Origin of the sequence: Mycolicibacterium litorale, assembly GCF_010731695.1 — a bacterium.
GTDB lineage: Bacteria > Actinomycetota > Actinomycetes > Mycobacteriales > Mycobacteriaceae > Mycobacterium > Mycobacterium litorale.
This window is the reverse complement of record NZ_AP022586.1, coordinates 2785771-2801533: the sequence shown is the minus strand read 5'-3', so window position 1 is coordinate 2801533 and position 15763 is coordinate 2785771. Positions and strand designations below refer to the sequence as shown.

Here is a 15763-nt window from a genome sequence, read left to right as displayed (position 1 = left end):
GTCAAGTGTCCGTGATCTGGGAAAACGTACGCAACCGTAACCTACGGTGACGCAACCGGAGGGTTTCAGGTGGTGTCACGTATCTGTGACGCAGATCACATTGGTTCGGCCCGTGGCCGCTCCGCTTGGGAGCCCGGTCCCCCGGGTACATGGCTGCGAACGGACGACTGTGGAGGGTGGCGTTGGCGACGGACCTGCAATGTCCCAAGCGGATGCAGTTCGGGCCCTGTGGCGGCGTCCGCCCCGACGGACAGTGCGAAATGCGCACCGGCCCCTGCGTCTTCCCCGACGTCGTGCCGTGGACGGGTGTCGAACCCGCGCCACGTCCGGCGTCGGCGCCGCTCGTGCTCACCGACTTCAGCTGCGCACCGTTCGACGAGGCCGACGTCGCGGCGACCGCAGGCATCCTGGCCCACTCGTGCGACGCGGTCCTCGTCGGTGAGCATCAGAACCGGCCGGATTTCCCGCCCACGCTGATGGGCCGCCTGCTGCTCGAGTCCGGTATGTCGCCCTGGATCACGCTGTCCTGCCGCGACCGCAACCGCGTCGTCCTCGAGCAGGAACTGCGCGGGTTGCGCACACTCGGTGTCGGCACCGTGCTGTGCGTGACCGGTGACGGCCGTGGGTACGACGTCCGCCCGGATGTCACGCAGACCTTCGATCTCGACGGTCCGCGCCTGGTGTCGCTGGCCGCGTCGGTCGGCATGGTCGCGGCGGTCCCGGAGACCCCCACCGCGCCGCCGGTGCGTGCCCGCCCGGCGCGTCTGGTCGAGAAGCAGCGCGCCGGAGCGAGTCTCGCCGTCCTCAACCACGTCCCGTTCCCGGGCACCGTCGCCGACTTCATGGCATCCGCGCGGACGGCCGGGTTGACGATTCCGGTCGTCGCCGCGGTCGCCGTGTTCACCGACCTCGTCTCCGCGGCCGTCCTGCAAGGGCTGCCCGGCCTCGAACTCGATCAGCGGGTGGTCGAGGAGGTGCTCGGCGCCGCGGATCCGGTGTCGGCGGGGATCGCGGCCGCGGTCGCCGAAGCGCGGGCATTACTGGCGATCGACGGCGTCGACGGAGTCAACGTCTCCGGACTGGCATCCGCCTCCGGCACCCGGGTGGGCGCGGAGATCAAGGCCGAAGTCGGCCGGCTCATCAAGGCGCAGGAGGCCGCATGACCGAAGCGATGGGCGCGGAGTTCGACACCGTGGCGGAGTGGACCGCGCAGGTGGCCGCCGACCTCGGTCCGGACTACCACATCCCCGCCGGGTGCCGGGGTAGCGGCAGTCCCGCGGCCCTGGACTGGTTGATCGAGCAGTTAAGGCTGACGTCCGAGGATTCGCTGCTCGACTGCGGCGCGGGCGTCGGGGGACCGGCCGCCTATGCCGCACATGCGGTTTCGCTCGCACCGGTGCTCGTCGAACCGGAGGCAGGCGCTTGCCGCGCCGCCCGCAGACTGTTCGGGTTCCCCGTCGTGCAGGCCCTCGGGTCGGCGCTGCCGTTGGCGGACGCCTGCGTCGACGCGGCATGGTCGTTGGGCGTGTTGTGCACCACGCCCCACCAGCTCGAACTGCTCACCGAGATGCGACGGACGGTGCGGGCACCCGGTCGCATCGCGCTGCTCGCGTTCGTGGCGCGCGAACCCCTGCTCACCAAACAGCCCGAAGGCAACCACTTCCCGACGCGTGAACACCTCATCGAACTCATCGCCGATGCGGGGCTGGCGATCCAGAAGTGGCGCAGCACAGCCGATCTGCCCGCCATACCGCGGGAATGGACCGATCGGGTGGACGCGGTCGACGCAGCTCTCGCCGATCGGCACGGTACGTCGCGTGCCTGGGAACTCGCCGAAAAGCAGAGCAAGCGGATCGCAGATCTGCTCGGCGAGGGCGAGGTCACCGGCGAGATGCTGGTGCTGCGGCACGGGTGAGGTCAGCGGCTGACGCCGTGCACCGCCGCCGACAGCTGCCCGTACCGCGACAACTCTTGGCGCAGCGGCGCCAGCACGAACTCCTCGGCCACCCCGTCGATGCGTCGATTCAACTCGGCGGCTACCCGTCGACGCCGCCGCGCGGCGCCCAGTGCCACGAAGGGGCGCACCACGATTCGCAGCAGTAGCCCGAGCGCGAGGCCGCCGATGAGCAGGACGGTCGGCAGCGCGAACGGGCCGAGCGAGGGGGCGTCGAGGTCGATCTGCAGGTAGGCCAGTACCGCGAGCACCCCCAGCCACACCCCGCCTGCCACGGCGACGGCGACCAGCAGCCACTGCAGCAGCCCGATCAGGCGCCACCACCGCGGCTGCCGGGCCATCCCGAGATCGGCTCCGCCCACCGCCCTGTCCAGCGCATCAGGCACGGCATCCGAGCGGGACCGGGCCGCCTCACGCATGATTCGGGGCCACGGCGCGGGCAACCCGTCGGACGCGGTGTCGGCCAGCGCGCGCACCGCGCTGTCCACCCCGGCCCGCGACGCCGCCGAACCCGACGGCATCGACGTTCGCCGCAGGATTTCGCCCTGCGTGTCGGAGGCGCCGAGCCCGAGACGGCGCAGCGGATCCGGCCGGAGTTTGGGGATCCAGCGCACCGGCGGCCAGCCTGTCGCGGCCAGACCGCGGCGGGTGTAGGCCCGCCCGACGGCGTCGACGACCGTCGGGACGGCGGCTGCGCCGGCGAGCGAACCGCGCAGGTGCCGCTCGGCATCGCGCAGCGCCGGCTCTGATCGCCGCGCGGGCGCCAGCGGAGCCAGCCTGGCGGCCATCGCGTCCAGATCGGCACTGACCCGCGCCGTGCGCGCCCGGTGGTCCGCGACGGTCGCCACCAGGAACTCGTGCAGTTCGGCCGCCCCGTCCGGCTTGACCGCGGAGGTGGCCAACACGGGCACCCCGGTCAGCCCGTCTTCGGACAGCAGCCGGTGCAGGTCGTGCATACAGGCGGCCACGTCCGGCAGGGACAGCCGGTCGGCCTGGTTGAGGACGACGACCATCACCTCGCGGTGGGGCGCCAGCGGACGCAGATACTGCTCGTGCAGAACGGCATCGGCGTACTTCTGCGGATCGAGCACCCACACGAACGCGTCGACGAGGCGGATCAACCGGTCGACCTCGGCACGGTGCGCCGCCTCGATCGAGTCATGGTCGGGCAGGTCGAGCAGCAGCAGCCCGGACAGTTGCTGGGCTGACGGGTCCCCGGCCTGGCGGTTGCGGATCTCCAGCCAGTCGAGCAGTTCGCCGGCGGGGGTGGGGCCGAACACGACGGCCTGGGTGGCCGAGGTGGTCGGCCGGCGGATCCCGACCTGCGCCAGCGGCGCCCCGGCGATCGCATTGAACAGCGAGGATTTTCCGCTTCCGGTCGCACCCGCGAGCGCCACGACGGTGTGCTCACCGGACAACCGCAGCCGCGTCCCGGCCCGGGCGTCGAGGCTGCGCACGTCGGCGAGCACATCCTCGGGCAGCCGGCCCACACCCAGGTCCGCCACCGACGTCAACGCCGCGAGCCGGTCGGCGATCGTCATTGCAGCACCGCCGCAACACGATTCGCGGCGGCCCGCAGTTCGTCGCCGCTCACCGCAGACGACGCCGACCCGAGCGCCTGGCGGTACCGGCCGGCGTCCTCGTCCAGTAACTGGCCCACCCGGGTCAGGAGTTCATCGCGGGCCTGGCGGGCCAGGCCGCGCACGGCCTGCTCGCCGAAGATCGCCTCGAGCACCTTCTGGCTGGCCACCGTCGTTCCGCCCGCGACCGCGATCTCGGCGCCGGTCAACCCGGCCGTCTGACTGAACACGGCGAGCATGACGACCAGGCCGGCGCCGTTGACCCCGTAGGACGCCAGCCGTGCGCCAGATCGTTTCGAGGCGCCCTCGGTGCGGACGAGCTCGAGCACGAACCCTTCCCAGTCGCGGACCAGACGTTCGACGGCCTCGGGCAATCCCGGTGCGGGGCGCGCCAATTCGTCGGTGAGCAGCAGCGCGCCGGCCTGATGGCGGGCCCAGCATCCGTAGGCCGACTCGGCGGCGTCCTCGACCGCTGCCCGCACGACCGTGGCGATTCCGCTCTCCAGCGCCGAACCGAGCTCCTCCACCGGGGTCGAGCGTCCGGTGACCGCCGAGACCATGCGGTCACGGATTCGGCCGACGCGGGATTCCAGCCGGCGCAGCAGCTCACCGGTGCCCACCACGTCCTGCCAGCGCGCCAGCACCTCTCCGCGCAGCATGGCGCCGTCGCGGATGGCCTCGTCGACCCGTGCCAGTGCGTCGTCGTAGGACGACCGTACGCACGACTCCAGTTGGCCGCGGACCTCGGCTTGTTCGTCTGCGGCGCCGGCCAGGGCGTACGTGCGTGGCGGCAGGCTGCGCAGCGCACCGTCGAGGGTGTAGCGCACCACCGACGCCCGCTGCTCCGCGTCCGCGGTGAGCCCGCCGAGCCAGGCGCGGATCGGCGCGATCGACTTCTCCTTCAACCGCCCGTTGCGCAGGGACTGTTCGACGATCACGAACAGCGGAGCTCCGTTGAGCCCGCCTGCCGCCAGCATGTCCGACAGGTGTCCCGCGACGTCGTGGACGGCCTCCGGCGGGCAGCGGTCCAGCACGACGGCGATCGCGGTGCCGCGGTCGCGGGCGGTGTGCAGCATGTGCCACGGCACGGCGTCGGCGTAGCGCGCCGCGGTGGTGAGGAAGATCCACAGGTCCGCGGCGGCCAGCAAGGTGGCCGCGAGCTCACGGTTGGTGCTCACGACGCTGTCGATGTCGGGGGCGTCGAGCAGCGCGAGGCCGGGCCCGATCCCCGGATGGGGGGACAACCGCAGTCCGTCCGGACCGGCTGAGCGCGGCAGCTGCGGCAGGATGCGGTCGTTGGTGAACCACTGCAGATCCGTCGGATGGCAGACGATCACCGGGCCGCGGGTGGTCGGGCGCAGCACGCCCGACTGGCTCACCTCGTCGCCGACGAGTGAGTTGATCAAGGTCGACTTGCCCGCTCCGGTCGAACCCCCGACGACCGCCAACAGCGGTGCGTCGATGCTGCGTAACCGTGGGATGAGGTAGTCGGTGAGTTGTCCGGTCAGCTCGCGTCGATCCCGATCCGCGGGCCAGGCCGACGGCGCGGGAAGCGGGAACGAGGTGCGTTCGAGCGCCGCGCGGAGAGCAGCCACCGCATCGAGGAGGTCCGTGGCCGCCGTCATCCCCTCAGCGTGCAGCACCGGAGGCCACTGCGGGCTGCTTTGGCGACCTGTTCCTCTTGCGATCTATACCCCCGGGGGGTAATGTCTGGATACCCCCAGGGGGTACCCGATTCGAGCGAAGGAGCAGACGGTGACCGTGCACACCCACGACCATGACGGCATGGACCACTCCCACACCGGCCACGAACACCCAGGCGGGGAACACCAGGACCACGCACACCAGGGTCACGGCGACAACGTCAATGCCATGGCCGTCAGTGCGACGCTGCACTGCCTCACCGGGTGCGCGATCGGGGAGATCGCGGGTTTGATGATCGGCACCGCGATCGGCTTGAGCAATGTGGCGACCATCGGTCTCGCGGTCGCCTTGGCCTTCGTGTTCGGATACACCCTCTCGACGCTGCCGCTGTTGAAGGCCGGCCTTGCCCTGGGCACGGCGCTGAGCGTCGTGCTGGCCGCCGACACGCTGTCGATTCTGACCATGGAGATCGTCGACAACGCCGTCATGGCCGTGATCCCCGGCGCCATGGATGCCGGCCTGGTCAACGCCGTCTTCTGGGTCGGCATGATGATCGCTCTGGGCGCGGCGTTTCTCGCCGCCTATCCGGTCAACCGCGCCCTGCTGCGAAGGGGGAAAGGCCACGCGCTGACACACGAATATCACCACGGCGCTCAAACGCCCAGCGGCGCACGGCGATTCATTCCCTCGTTCAGCACGGGCACCCTGGTCGCGGCGATCGCCGCGTTCATAATCGGGGGACTGGTGGTGTCGATCGCGGCCGATATGGAGGATCCCGGCGGGCACGCGCAAAGCGCCACGATCTCAGCCGTCGGCTGAGCGGTCCAGGAGTTGCGCGAGGTGCTGCGACGAGCGGTCAGCGTCCAACTGCCGCACCTGCATGTGGCAACTGAACCCGTCGGTGAGGACGGGAGCGTCGGCGGAGGTGTCGCGGAGAGCGGGTACGAGGCCCTGTTCGGCCACCTTCATGCTGACGTCGTAGTGATCCGGTTCGAATCCGAAATTGCCTGCCACACCGCAGCAACCGGTCGCCTCACGTACCTCGGCGACCCCGAGAGCCTCGAGAGCTCGCCGTTGTGTGGCCGCGCCGAACACGGAGTACTCGTGACAGTGGGTCTGGACGGTCACCTCATCGGGCAGCCGATGGTGCGGCCGCCAGCCGTTCTCGGCGCATTCGGTGACCATCTGCGCGAAGGTACGGATCCGACGGGCGACGCGACGGGCGGCCTCGGTGTGAATGAGCTCGGGCAGATCCTTACGCAAGGCTGCGGCGCAACTGGGTTCGAGGACGACGATCGGCCGGTCGGTACCGTCGTCGAGCACCTCGGCAGCTTTCGCCAAGCGCTGCTTGGCCTTTGACAGCTGGCCCGTCGATATCCAGGTCAGGCCACAGCAGGCGTCGGTGCGGCACTCAGTGGACATCCCGGCGTCTGCCAGCACGCGGGCGGCGGCGCCGGCCACCTCCGGACGGAACCCACGGGTGAAGGTGTCGGCCAGCAGGACGACGTCACCGTCGGTGCCTGCGGCCGAGAGTTCCCGACGAATCCGTCCGGCCGAGGCGAATTCCGGCATCGTTCGGTGCGGGGTGAGGCCGCCCATCCGTGCCGCCACCCGACCCATCCGGCCCCGGGTGAGCAGATTGACCAGCGGCGCTGCCCGGGTGATCAATTCGAGCCACGTCGGCAGCCACCCGAGCGAATAGTGCGACAACGGCCTGCGGCGGCCGCTGTAGTAGTGGTCGAGGAACTCGGATTTGTAGGTCGCCATGTCGACGCCGACCGGGCAGTCGGTGGAGCACGCCCGGCACGACAGACACAGGTCGAGCGATTCCATGACGTCGTCGGAGCGCCAGCCGTCGGCGACGGTCGGCGAGTTGCGTGCCATCTCCTGGAGAGCCCGCGCCCGTCCGCGGGTGGAGTCCTTCTCGTCGCCGGTGGCGCGGAAGCTCGGACACATGACTCCGCCGCTCGGCGCGCGGCAGCGGCCCACCCCGATGCAGCCCTGTACCGCGTGGACGAACGGGGCCACCGGAACATGGTGGCTGGGCGTGAGGTCGAACGAGGTCGGCCAGTCGCGCCCGTCCACACCGGCCAGGGAAAGGTTGTCCAACAGCGGTTCCGGGTCGACGATCGATCCGGGGTTCAGGATGCCCAACGGATCCCAGATCCGCTTGAACCGGGAGAAGGCCGCCATGATGGCGGGGCTGTACATCAGCGACAGCAGTTCCGAGCGCGCACGGCCGTCGCCGTGTTCACCGGACATCGAGCCGCCGAACCGCACGCACAGTTCGGCCGCGCGACGGATGAAGCGCGACATGATCTCGCGCCCCTGTTCGGTCCGTTGATCGAAGTCGATGCGGATGTGCATGCACCCCGCGCCGAAGTGCCCGTACATCACGCCGGTGAGCCCGAACTCTGCGAGCAGCGCCTTGATGGCGACCAGGTAGTCGGCGAGCTGATCGGGGGCGACCGCCGAATCCTCCCAGCCGGTCCAGGATTCGCCGCCGTCGACCAGGCGGGCCGACAAGCCGGCGCCGTCTTCGCGGACCCGCCACAGCGAGGCACGTTCGGTCGGGTCGGCCACCACGCGGGCCTCGACAAGCCGTCCGGCACGCTGCAAGTCAGCCACGAGGTCCGCGCCGCGCGCTTCGACTTCGGCTCGGTCCTCGCCGTCGATGTCGACGTAGAGCCAGGCGTTCCCGGCCGGGAGCCCAACCACGGAATCGGGCCCCCGCAGATGCCGCACCGTGTCGACGATCAACGAGTCGATGCCTTCGATCGCGGCGGGGGAGTAGCGCAATATGAGCGAGTTGTCCCGGGCGGCGTCGACCAGATCGGCGTAGCCGAGGCACAACAGCATGGCCGACGGCGCGACCGGCACGAGGGACACCGTGGCGCCGACGATGACCGCGCAGGTGCCCTCGGTGCCGACCAGCGCTCTCGCCACCCGGAAACCGTTCTCGGGTAGGAGATTTGCGAGGTGGTATCCCGACACCTGCCGGGGAAAGCGCGCCAGTTCCAGCCGGAACTCGGCGAGGTGTTCGCCGGTCAGCGCGCGGAGATCAGCGGTGATCTGCGCGGCGGCGGCGACCGCGGACCCGTCGGTCGGATCGGTGGCGTGCACCCCGTCGCCGGTGGCGGTGAGGCGGTGGCCGGCCGCAGTGACCACGTCGAGCGCGACGACGTGGTCGGACGTGCGGCCGTAGCGCACGGAGTGGTTCCCGCACGCGTCGTTCCCGATCGCGCCACCGACGGTGGCCCTGGATTTACTCGACGGATCAGGGGCGAACGTGAGCCGCCCGGCGGTCGCGCTCTGGATGTGCCGCTGCAGTTCGGTGAGGACGATGCCGGGCTGTACACACGCGGTGCGTGCCGACTCGTCGACAGACGTCACGGCATTCATGTGCCGGGAGAAGTCGAGTACCAGACCCCGGCCGATCGCGTTGCCTGCCAACGAGGTTCCGCCACCTCGGCTCGTCACCGACACACCGTGTGCGGCGCACACCCGGACCGTGTGCACCACCTCGTCGACCGACCGCGGGAAGATCACCCCGAGCGGCGGGAGACGGTAGTTGGACGCGTCGAAGGAGTACTCGGCCCGCCGCCGGGTCGAGGTGTCCACGTCGATACCCATGGCCGCGAGTTCCCCCACGCAGTCGGTCATCGAGCCCTCACCTCCACTCCCGCCAGGATCACGTCGAGTACGCGATGCGCTCGGCTGTCCCATTCCGCATCGTCGAGACGGGTCAGGAAACCCATCAACAGAATCATGTCCCGGGCGTCGACGTCCGGGCGGATCTGGCCGGCGGCCTGTCCGGCCTGCAGTAGCGCGGTCACGGCCTTGTCGATCGGCCCCGCACTGTGGCCGTCGAGTTCCCGCTGCGCGGTATCGGTTGCGGCAGCGAACACCCCCCGTTTCACCCGGGCGTACTCCGCGACCCTGCCGAACCAGAGGGTCATCGCCTCGATCGGCGGATGCTGCGCCAGCAGGTCCGGCGCAGCGCCGACGAGCGCGTCGACGTCGTCGCGGTAGACCTCCGCCAGCAACGCCTCACGGGTGGGGAAGTGGCGGTACAGCGTGCCCTGGCCGACGCCGGCCGCCCGGGCGATCTCATTCATCTTCACGTCGTCGGACGCGACCAAACGCTCGCGTGCCACCGCGACGATTCGCGCCCGGTTCTCCTCGGCATCGCTGCGACGCTTCACCACCCGGCGCCCCGGCCAAGCGGACGTGAGTCCGGTACGGCGAAGCGGTAAGGGGACACGTGTCCACTTTAACCGAAGAGAGTGTCCCCCATGTCGTCGAACACCTCGAAAGTCGCCGCCATCACGGGCGCCAGCGGCGGAATCGGCGCGGCGCTCCCGATCTTCCGGCGGCAGGGACACGGTGCCCAAGCGATGGTGCCAGGGGTGCGGATTCTTCGAGTGTTCTGTTTCCGGAACGGATGCGCTGAGTGCCGATTCCGCGAGAGATGAACGCGAATTGACGCGCGCATCTGCGCAGCTCAGCGGGGGTGCGGGAAGGTTTTGCAGGGTAAACGCGGTTTGCACGAAGGAGTGCATGGGTAAAAACCCGTCGAACGCACAACTTCGTGGAGCGCAGAGGTATGAGTGGAAAACACCGGTCACCGGAACCGATGACCCGACGTCGGACGACGCAATGGCCCGTGGTCGTGGGTGGTTCGCTGTCGTTCGCCGTGGCCTCGGCGGGTGTCCTGGCCGGCGCGATCGTGCACTTCTCCTCACCGGAACCGGCTGCTCCGGCTGCCCCGCAGGCGTCGAGCACCGCACCCACCACCCAGCACGGCACGGTGGTCGCGGTGACCGCCGATTCGGTGACCACGCGCAGCGACGACGGCCTCATCCAGACCTACCGGATCACTCCGGACACCACCGCCGTGACGGCCGACCGCCAGCAGCCCGCGAGCCCCGCCGCATCATTCGCGGTCGACGACCGGGTGGCGGTCTTCGCGACCGTGCAGGCCGGCCAGCACGTGGCCACCGCAGTCGCCGACCAGTCGGCCGTCGGGCCGGACGGTCCGCCGATGGACTACATCGCCGCACCCTGAGCGGTCACCGCATCGCGATGACGACTTTGCCTTTCGCCGTGCGGTTCTCGAGGGCCGCGATGGCTTCGGCCGCCCGCTCCAGCGGATAGATGTCGGGTTGCGGCGCCGACACCGCACCGGAGGCCAGTAGCGGTTCGAGTTCGGCCCACTGTTCGCGCACGTAGCCGGGATGGGCGAATGTCCAAGCGCCCCAGCCCACTCCGACGACGTCGACGTTGTTGAGCAGCAGCCGGTTCACCTTCACCGTGGGGATGTCGCCACCGGTGAAGCCGATCACCAGCAGCCGTCCGCCCGGTGCCAAAGAGCGCAGTGAGTCGGTGAACCGGTCGCCGCCGACGGGGTCGACGACGATGTCGACACCGCGGCCACCCGTCAACTCCTTGACCGCGTCCTTGAATCCGTCCGCCAGCACCACCTCGTCGGCTCCGGCCGCCCGGGCCACCGCGATCTTCTCCTCGGTGCTGACCACCGCGATCGTGCGCCCGGCTCCGAACGCCGGAGCCAACCGCAGCGTCGAGGTGCCGATGCCCCCCGCCGCGCCGTGCACCAACACGGTCTGACCCGGCGCCAGGTGCCCGCGGGTGCGCAGTGCGCAGTGCACGGTCAGATCGTTGAACAGCAGACCCGCACCGGCCTCGAACGACACCGCATCGGGCAGGGGGAACACCCGATCGGGCGGCAGCGCAACGACTTCGGCCATCCCGCCGGACAGCATCGTCAATCCGGCGACCCGGTCGCCGGTCGAGATGCCCGAACCGGTGGGGGCGCTGCGCACCACGCCGGCGATCTCGGCGCCCGGCGTGAACGGAAGCTCCGGCTTGTACTGGTAGAGCCCGCGGGTGAGCAACGCGTCGGGGAACGCCACACCCGCCGCGTGCACCTCGATCAGCACCTGGTCGGCGGCGTCGGGTTCGTCGCCGCGTGGTTCTGGGACTTCGACGACCTGCACCGAGTCGGGACCGTCCAGCCGGGCAATCTGAACCGCGCGCATGGTCGCCTTCCTTCCGTCGTCGGCAACCATTTAACATCCCGGGGTGATCGACGCCCGTGCCGCGGTGCTGTTGGAAGCCGGCGCAGACCCCAGCCTGACCGACATCGCCGTCCGGCCGCCCATCGGCGACGAGGTGCTGGTGCGCATCGACGCGGTGGGGATCTGCCACACCGACATCAGCATCGCCGCCCGCTGGCCGGCCAAACGCCTGCCCATGGTGTTCGGTCACGAAGGGGCCGGCACCGTCGTGGCGACCGGACCGCAGGCCGATCTGCGCACCGGCCAACCGGTGGTGCTCACCTTCGCCAGCTGTGGCCGGTGCGAGTACTGCGCCGCCCACCGACCCGCCTACTGCGCGCACTCCACCGATCGCAACATGCGTGGCGACGGGGCGGGGGAGTCGAGCGCCCTGCGTCTCGCCGGCACCCCGATCGGCGGCGGCTTCTTCGGGCAGTCCAGTCTCGCCACCTACGCCGTTGCGCGACAGCGCAACACCGTCGCCATCGACGACCTCGACCCGGTACTGGCCGCACCGCTCGGATGCAGCGTGCAGACCGGGGTCGGAACGGTGCTCAACGCACTGGCCGCGCGCCCCGAGCACGCCGTGGTGGTGTTCGGAGCCGGGGCGGTCGGGCTGTCGGCGGTCATGGGTGCGCGCATCGCGGGGTGTCGCGCCATCGTGGCCGTCGACCCGGTGGCGCAGCGCCGCGAACTCGCCGCCGAGCTGGGGGCGACCGCCACCGTTGATGCCGCCGCCGGCGCCGTCGCCGCGGAGGTGCTGGACGCGACCGGCGGTGGGGCGCACGCCGCCGTCGACACCACGGCGATACCCGAGGTGTTGACGACGGCGCTGAGTGTCCTGCGCGCCCGCGGCACCCTGGCCATCGTGGGACTCGGTGCGCCCGTCGCGCCGCTGCCGGTGGGACTGATCATGGGCAGAGGGCTCACCGTGCGGGGTGTCGTCGAAGGCGACAGTGAACCCCACGCCTTCATCCCACGACTGGTCGCCCTCGCCGGTGCCGGCGAACTCCCACTCGACCGGCTCGTCACGACGTATGCGTTCGAAGACTTCGACGTCGCCTGGTCAGCCGCCAAGACCGGTCGTGTTATCAAGCCGGTGCTGGTCACCGGCAGCTAAGCTTAATGTCCGGCAACGCAGCCGGTAGCGATGGGAGCACCCCGTGAGCAGGGCGAGGACCAGCCGATTCGCGGCGGCGAAGGCGATGCCGCAGGGCCGCGTGACACCTGTGCGCTCGATCGACGGCGTGCGCCTGCACACCGAGGTCTTCGGGCCTGAGGACGCCCCGCCCGTCGTGCTCGCCCACGGCATCACCTGCGCAATCCGGGTTTGGGCCTATCAGATCGCCGATCTCGCCCGCGACCACCGCGTCATCGCCTACGACCACCGGGGCCACGGCCGCAGCGGCGTACCGCCGCGGCGCGGCAACTACAGCCTCGACTACCTCGCGGCGGATCTCGATGCCGTACTCGCCGCGACCGTCGCCCCGCACGAGCGCGCGGTGATCGCCGGCCACTCGATGGGCGGCATCGCGATCACCTCCTGGGCCGAGCGCTTCCCCGAGCGGGTGTCACAGCGGGCTGCCGGCGTGGCACTGATCAACACCACCACCGGGGATCTGCTGCGCGACATCCAGTTCCTGCCCGTGCCGCACCGGCTGTCGGCGACGCGGGTGCGCGCGGCGAGCACCGTCATCAAGACGTTCGGCGCGGCGCCCCTGATCGCCGCGGCGCACCGGCCCAGCCGCCGGTTCGTCTCCCAGTTGGCCGTCGGCCGCGCCGCCGATCCCGCGGTTGCCGCGTTCGTCTTCGAACTGTTCACCGGCACTCCGGCCGCGGGCCGCGGCGGGTGGGCCAGGGTGCTGGTCGAGTCGATGGGACCGCGCCACATCGGTCTGGAGAACCTCACCGTGCCGACGCTGGTCATCGGCAGCGACAAGGACCGACTACTGCCGATCACCTCGGCGCGGCGCATCGCCGAGACGGTGCCCAACCTCGCGGCGTTCCTCGAACTGTCCGGCGGGCACTGCGCCATCCTGGAGCGGCCCGAGGAGGTCAACGGCGCGCTGCGCAATCTCGTGGATTCGGTGGCCGTGACGCGCCGGGCCACGTCGTAGGGCGACGGCTCAGCGCGACAACCGGACGTGCACCTCGGCGGCGGCGCGCCGCCCCGACCGCACCGCGCCGTCGAGGAACCCCGTCCACTGGTCGGCGGTTTCCGTTCCCGCCCAATAGATTCCGTCGAACGGTGTGCGTAGCCACTGGCCGTAGGCCGTCCAGGCGCCCGGCGGGACCGCCGCCGTCGGGCCGCCCGGCGCGAAATCCTCTGTGCCCCAGAGGTGGTCGACGTAGTCGATCGGTTCCGAGGCGGCGTCACCGAAGAGGGTGGTGAATCCGTCGATGACGCACCGGCGGCGCTCCTCGGGGGCAGCCGGTCGAACACCGCGGCATCGGTGAAGCCCAGCAAAATGCCGGGGCCGTCGTCGGACGGGCTGACGTCGAAGGTGATGAACACCGGGCCCTCGTCGGACAACGCCTCACCCGAACAGCCGCCCTCGCGCCAGAAGGGTTTGGCGTAGGCGGCGTACGCCTTGCTCAGCCGGCCCTGCGGCCAATGGGCGGCCAGTTCGTGGTAGCCGGCGGGCAGCGGTGGCTCGAAGGCGATCGCGTCGCGATGGGCGGGCGCCACCGCGATCACCACCGCGCGTGCCGACGTCGTGCCGTGGTCGGTGTCGACCTGCACGATCCCGTCGGGGAGCCGCCGTACGCGCCGCACCGGCGCGGCGGTCGTCACGCGTTCGCCCAGTTCCTCGGCCATCCGCAAGGCGATCTGCTGGGTGCCGCCGTGGAACCGGTCCTGCTGCGCGCCGCCCTCCACATCGAGCATGCACCCGATACCGCCGGCCGCCTTGACGTAGCGCACGGCGTGCAGCATCGACACCGCGTCCGGTTCGCAACCCCACGTCACCCGCGACATGATCGCCATCAGGTCACGCGTCGACGCGCTCGCGCGCACCGTCCGCAACCACGATTCGAGGCTGAGGTCGTCGAGCCGGTGCGCGGTGGGCCCGGTCCACGGCGCGGCGACCGGCACCTGTTTGCCCAGCCTCTCGAACCGCCACTGAATGCGGGAGACGTCGAGCAGCTCGAGGATCGACAGCCGCGGAATGGTGCTGCGGTAGGAGCGCACCCGCCCGCGCCAGCGGATCAGGTTCTTCCCGCGGCTGTAGGTGGGCACGGTGGCACAGCCCAACTCGGCCGCCAGCGCGTTGACCGCCTCCTGAGTCGGTCCCACGAACGTCGCGCCGAGATCGACCGGGGTGCCGGCGACCGTGGTGGTGTACGCGCGACCACCGACCCGGTCGCGCCCCTCGAACACCACGACGTCATAACCGCGGCGGGTGAGTTCGCGGGCCGCGGTGAGCCCGGAGAATCCGGCCCCCACCACGACGACGTCCACGTCGACCGGTGCGCTCATGTGACTAGGCTCTCACGTTGTGCAGGTGATGACAGCGCTGTTCGGCCCGACGGACGCGATCAAGAGGGTGCACGCGCTGCGCGAGGCGGGCGCCGACGGCGTGTTCACCTTCGAGGGGCCGCACGACGTGTTCACCCCCTTGACGCTGGCTGCCACGGTCGGCGGGCTGGATCTGATGACCAACGTCGCGATCGCGTTCCCGCGCAACCCGATTCACCTCGCCCATCAGGCGATAGACCACCAGATCCTGTCCGAGGGGCGGTTCGTCCTCGGCCTCGGCACCCAGATCCGCACGCAGATCGAGAAGCGGTTCGGCGCGGACTTCGACCGTCCGGTGGCGCGGATGACGGAGCTGATCGGTGCCCTGCGGGCGATCTTCGCGACCTGGTCGACCGGGGAGCGGCTGGACTTCCGCGGCGAGTTCTACCGGCACACGTTGATGACCCCGAACTTCACCCCGCGCGGCAACACCTACGGACCGCCACCGATCTACGTCGGTGCCCTCGGGCCACGATTGACCCGGGCGACCGCCGAACACGCCGACGGGCTGCTGGTGATGCCGTTCGGTACCAAGCGGTTCCTGCACGAGTCGACGATGTCCGCGGTCGCCGACGGGCTCGCCGCCGCGGGCCGCAACGCCGCCGACTTCACCGTCGTCCCGGAGATCATCGTGTCCGTCACCTCCGAGGAGAACCCCGACCACAGCTCCACCCGCCAGCTGCTCGCGTTCTACGGTTCCACCCCGGCCTATCGTCCGGTGCTCGATCTGCACGGGTGGGGAGACCTGCAGCCCGAGCTGCACGCGATGTCGAAACATGGCCGCTGGCAGGAGATGGCCAAACTCATCCCCGACGAGGTGCTGCACACGATCGCCGCCTGTGGCACTCCGGCGGAGATCGCCGCCCACATCCGTGACCGGGTCGACGGGGTCGCCGACCGGATCTGCCTGTACCAGCCCCAGCCGATCGACGTGGACTCGTTGGCCCAGATCGTCGACGCGCTGCATGGGTGAGCCCTATGGTGGGGGTCG

At 70.4% G+C, this 15763-nt stretch carries 12 protein-coding genes and 1 pseudogene; 7 read left to right on the top strand and 6 right to left on the bottom strand.

Annotated elements, in window-relative coordinates:
• Positions 1 to 212: 212 nt before the first annotated feature.
• Positions 213 to 1163 carry a methylenetetrahydrofolate reductase gene (locus tag G6N30_RS13295; protein WP_179965632.1) on the top strand — a complete coding sequence of 317 codons (951 nt, stop codon included), beginning with the start codon at positions 213 to 215 and terminating at the stop codon, positions 1161 to 1163.
• Positions 1160 to 1915 (top strand): class I SAM-dependent methyltransferase, encoded by a 756-nt coding sequence (locus tag G6N30_RS13290; RefSeq protein ID WP_134053483.1) that lies wholly within the window; start codon positions 1160 to 1162, stop codon positions 1913 to 1915. The genes G6N30_RS13295 and G6N30_RS13290 overlap by 4 nt, the downstream gene beginning before the upstream one ends.
• 2 nt (positions 1916 to 1917) lie before the next feature.
• On the opposite strand, the gene G6N30_RS13285 is transcribed toward G6N30_RS13290, so the two are convergent.
• Positions 1918 to 3495 carry a GTPase gene (locus G6N30_RS13285; protein ID WP_134053481.1) on the bottom strand — a complete coding sequence of 526 codons (1578 nt, stop codon included), beginning with the start codon at positions 3493 to 3495 and terminating at the stop codon, positions 1918 to 1920.
• The gene (locus G6N30_RS13280; protein WP_234880119.1) at positions 3492 to 5159 is read right to left on the bottom strand and encodes a dynamin family protein; all 1668 of its coding nucleotides are present in this window, start codon (positions 5157 to 5159) and stop codon (positions 3492 to 3494) included. Before G6N30_RS13280 ends, G6N30_RS13285 begins: the two co-directional genes overlap by 4 nt.
• 247 nt (positions 5160 to 5406) lie before the next feature.
• Here G6N30_RS13280 and G6N30_RS13275 point away from each other — a divergent pair, with 247 nt between their 5' ends.
• Complete coding sequence (locus tag G6N30_RS13275) at positions 5407 to 5997, top strand: DUF4396 domain-containing protein (protein WP_134053477.1); 591 nt, start codon at positions 5407 to 5409, stop codon at positions 5995 to 5997.
• Here G6N30_RS13275 and G6N30_RS13270 read toward each other — a convergent pair.
• Both G6N30_RS13270 and G6N30_RS13265 read right to left on the bottom strand, forming a co-directional pair.
• Positions 5983 to 8841 carry an FAD-binding and (Fe-S)-binding domain-containing protein gene (locus G6N30_RS13270; RefSeq protein ID WP_134053475.1) on the bottom strand — a complete coding sequence of 953 codons (2859 nt, stop codon included), beginning with the start codon at positions 8839 to 8841 and terminating at the stop codon, positions 5983 to 5985. The genes G6N30_RS13275 and G6N30_RS13270 overlap by 15 nt on opposite strands.
• Complete coding sequence (locus tag G6N30_RS13265) at positions 8838 to 9383, bottom strand: TetR/AcrR family transcriptional regulator (protein WP_134053473.1); 546 nt, start codon at positions 9381 to 9383, stop codon at positions 8838 to 8840. The genes G6N30_RS13270 and G6N30_RS13265 overlap by 4 nt, the downstream gene beginning before the upstream one ends.
• Before the next feature lie 431 nt (positions 9384 to 9814).
• Here G6N30_RS13265 and G6N30_RS13260 point away from each other — a divergent pair, with 431 nt between their 5' ends.
• Complete coding sequence (locus tag G6N30_RS13260) at positions 9815 to 10246, top strand: hypothetical protein (protein WP_234880118.1); 432 nt, start codon at positions 9815 to 9817, stop codon at positions 10244 to 10246.
• Between the two features lie 4 nt (positions 10247 to 10250).
• Here the strand turns inward: G6N30_RS13260 and G6N30_RS13255 are convergent, their stop codons facing one another.
• Entirely contained in the window at positions 10251 to 11237 is a 987-nt protein-coding gene (locus G6N30_RS13255; RefSeq protein ID WP_134053469.1) for an NADPH:quinone oxidoreductase family protein, read from the bottom strand.
• 43 nt (positions 11238 to 11280) lie between these two features.
• Between G6N30_RS13255 and G6N30_RS13250 the strand changes: the two genes are divergently transcribed.
• Together G6N30_RS13250 and G6N30_RS13245 are read left to right on the top strand one after the other, a co-directional pair.
• Entirely contained in the window at positions 11281 to 12375 is a 1095-nt protein-coding gene (locus tag G6N30_RS13250) for an NAD(P)-dependent alcohol dehydrogenase (RefSeq protein WP_134053467.1), read from the top strand.
• Between the two features lie 43 nt (positions 12376 to 12418).
• A complete protein-coding gene (locus G6N30_RS13245) occupies positions 12419 to 13372 on the top strand; it encodes an alpha/beta fold hydrolase (RefSeq protein ID WP_134053465.1) in 954 nt (317 codons plus the stop codon).
• Between the two features lie 9 nt (positions 13373 to 13381).
• Here G6N30_RS13245 and G6N30_RS13240 read toward each other — a convergent pair.
• Positions 13382 to 14733: pseudogene (locus G6N30_RS13240) on the bottom strand (flavin monoamine oxidase family protein).
• A 28-nt stretch (positions 14734 to 14761) separates the two neighbouring features.
• Between G6N30_RS13240 and G6N30_RS13235 the strand changes: the two are divergent.
• Positions 14762 to 15745 carry a TIGR03617 family F420-dependent LLM class oxidoreductase gene (locus G6N30_RS13235; RefSeq protein WP_163687931.1) on the top strand — a complete coding sequence of 328 codons (984 nt, stop codon included), beginning with the start codon at positions 14762 to 14764 and terminating at the stop codon, positions 15743 to 15745.
• Positions 15746 to 15763 lie beyond the last annotated feature (18 nt).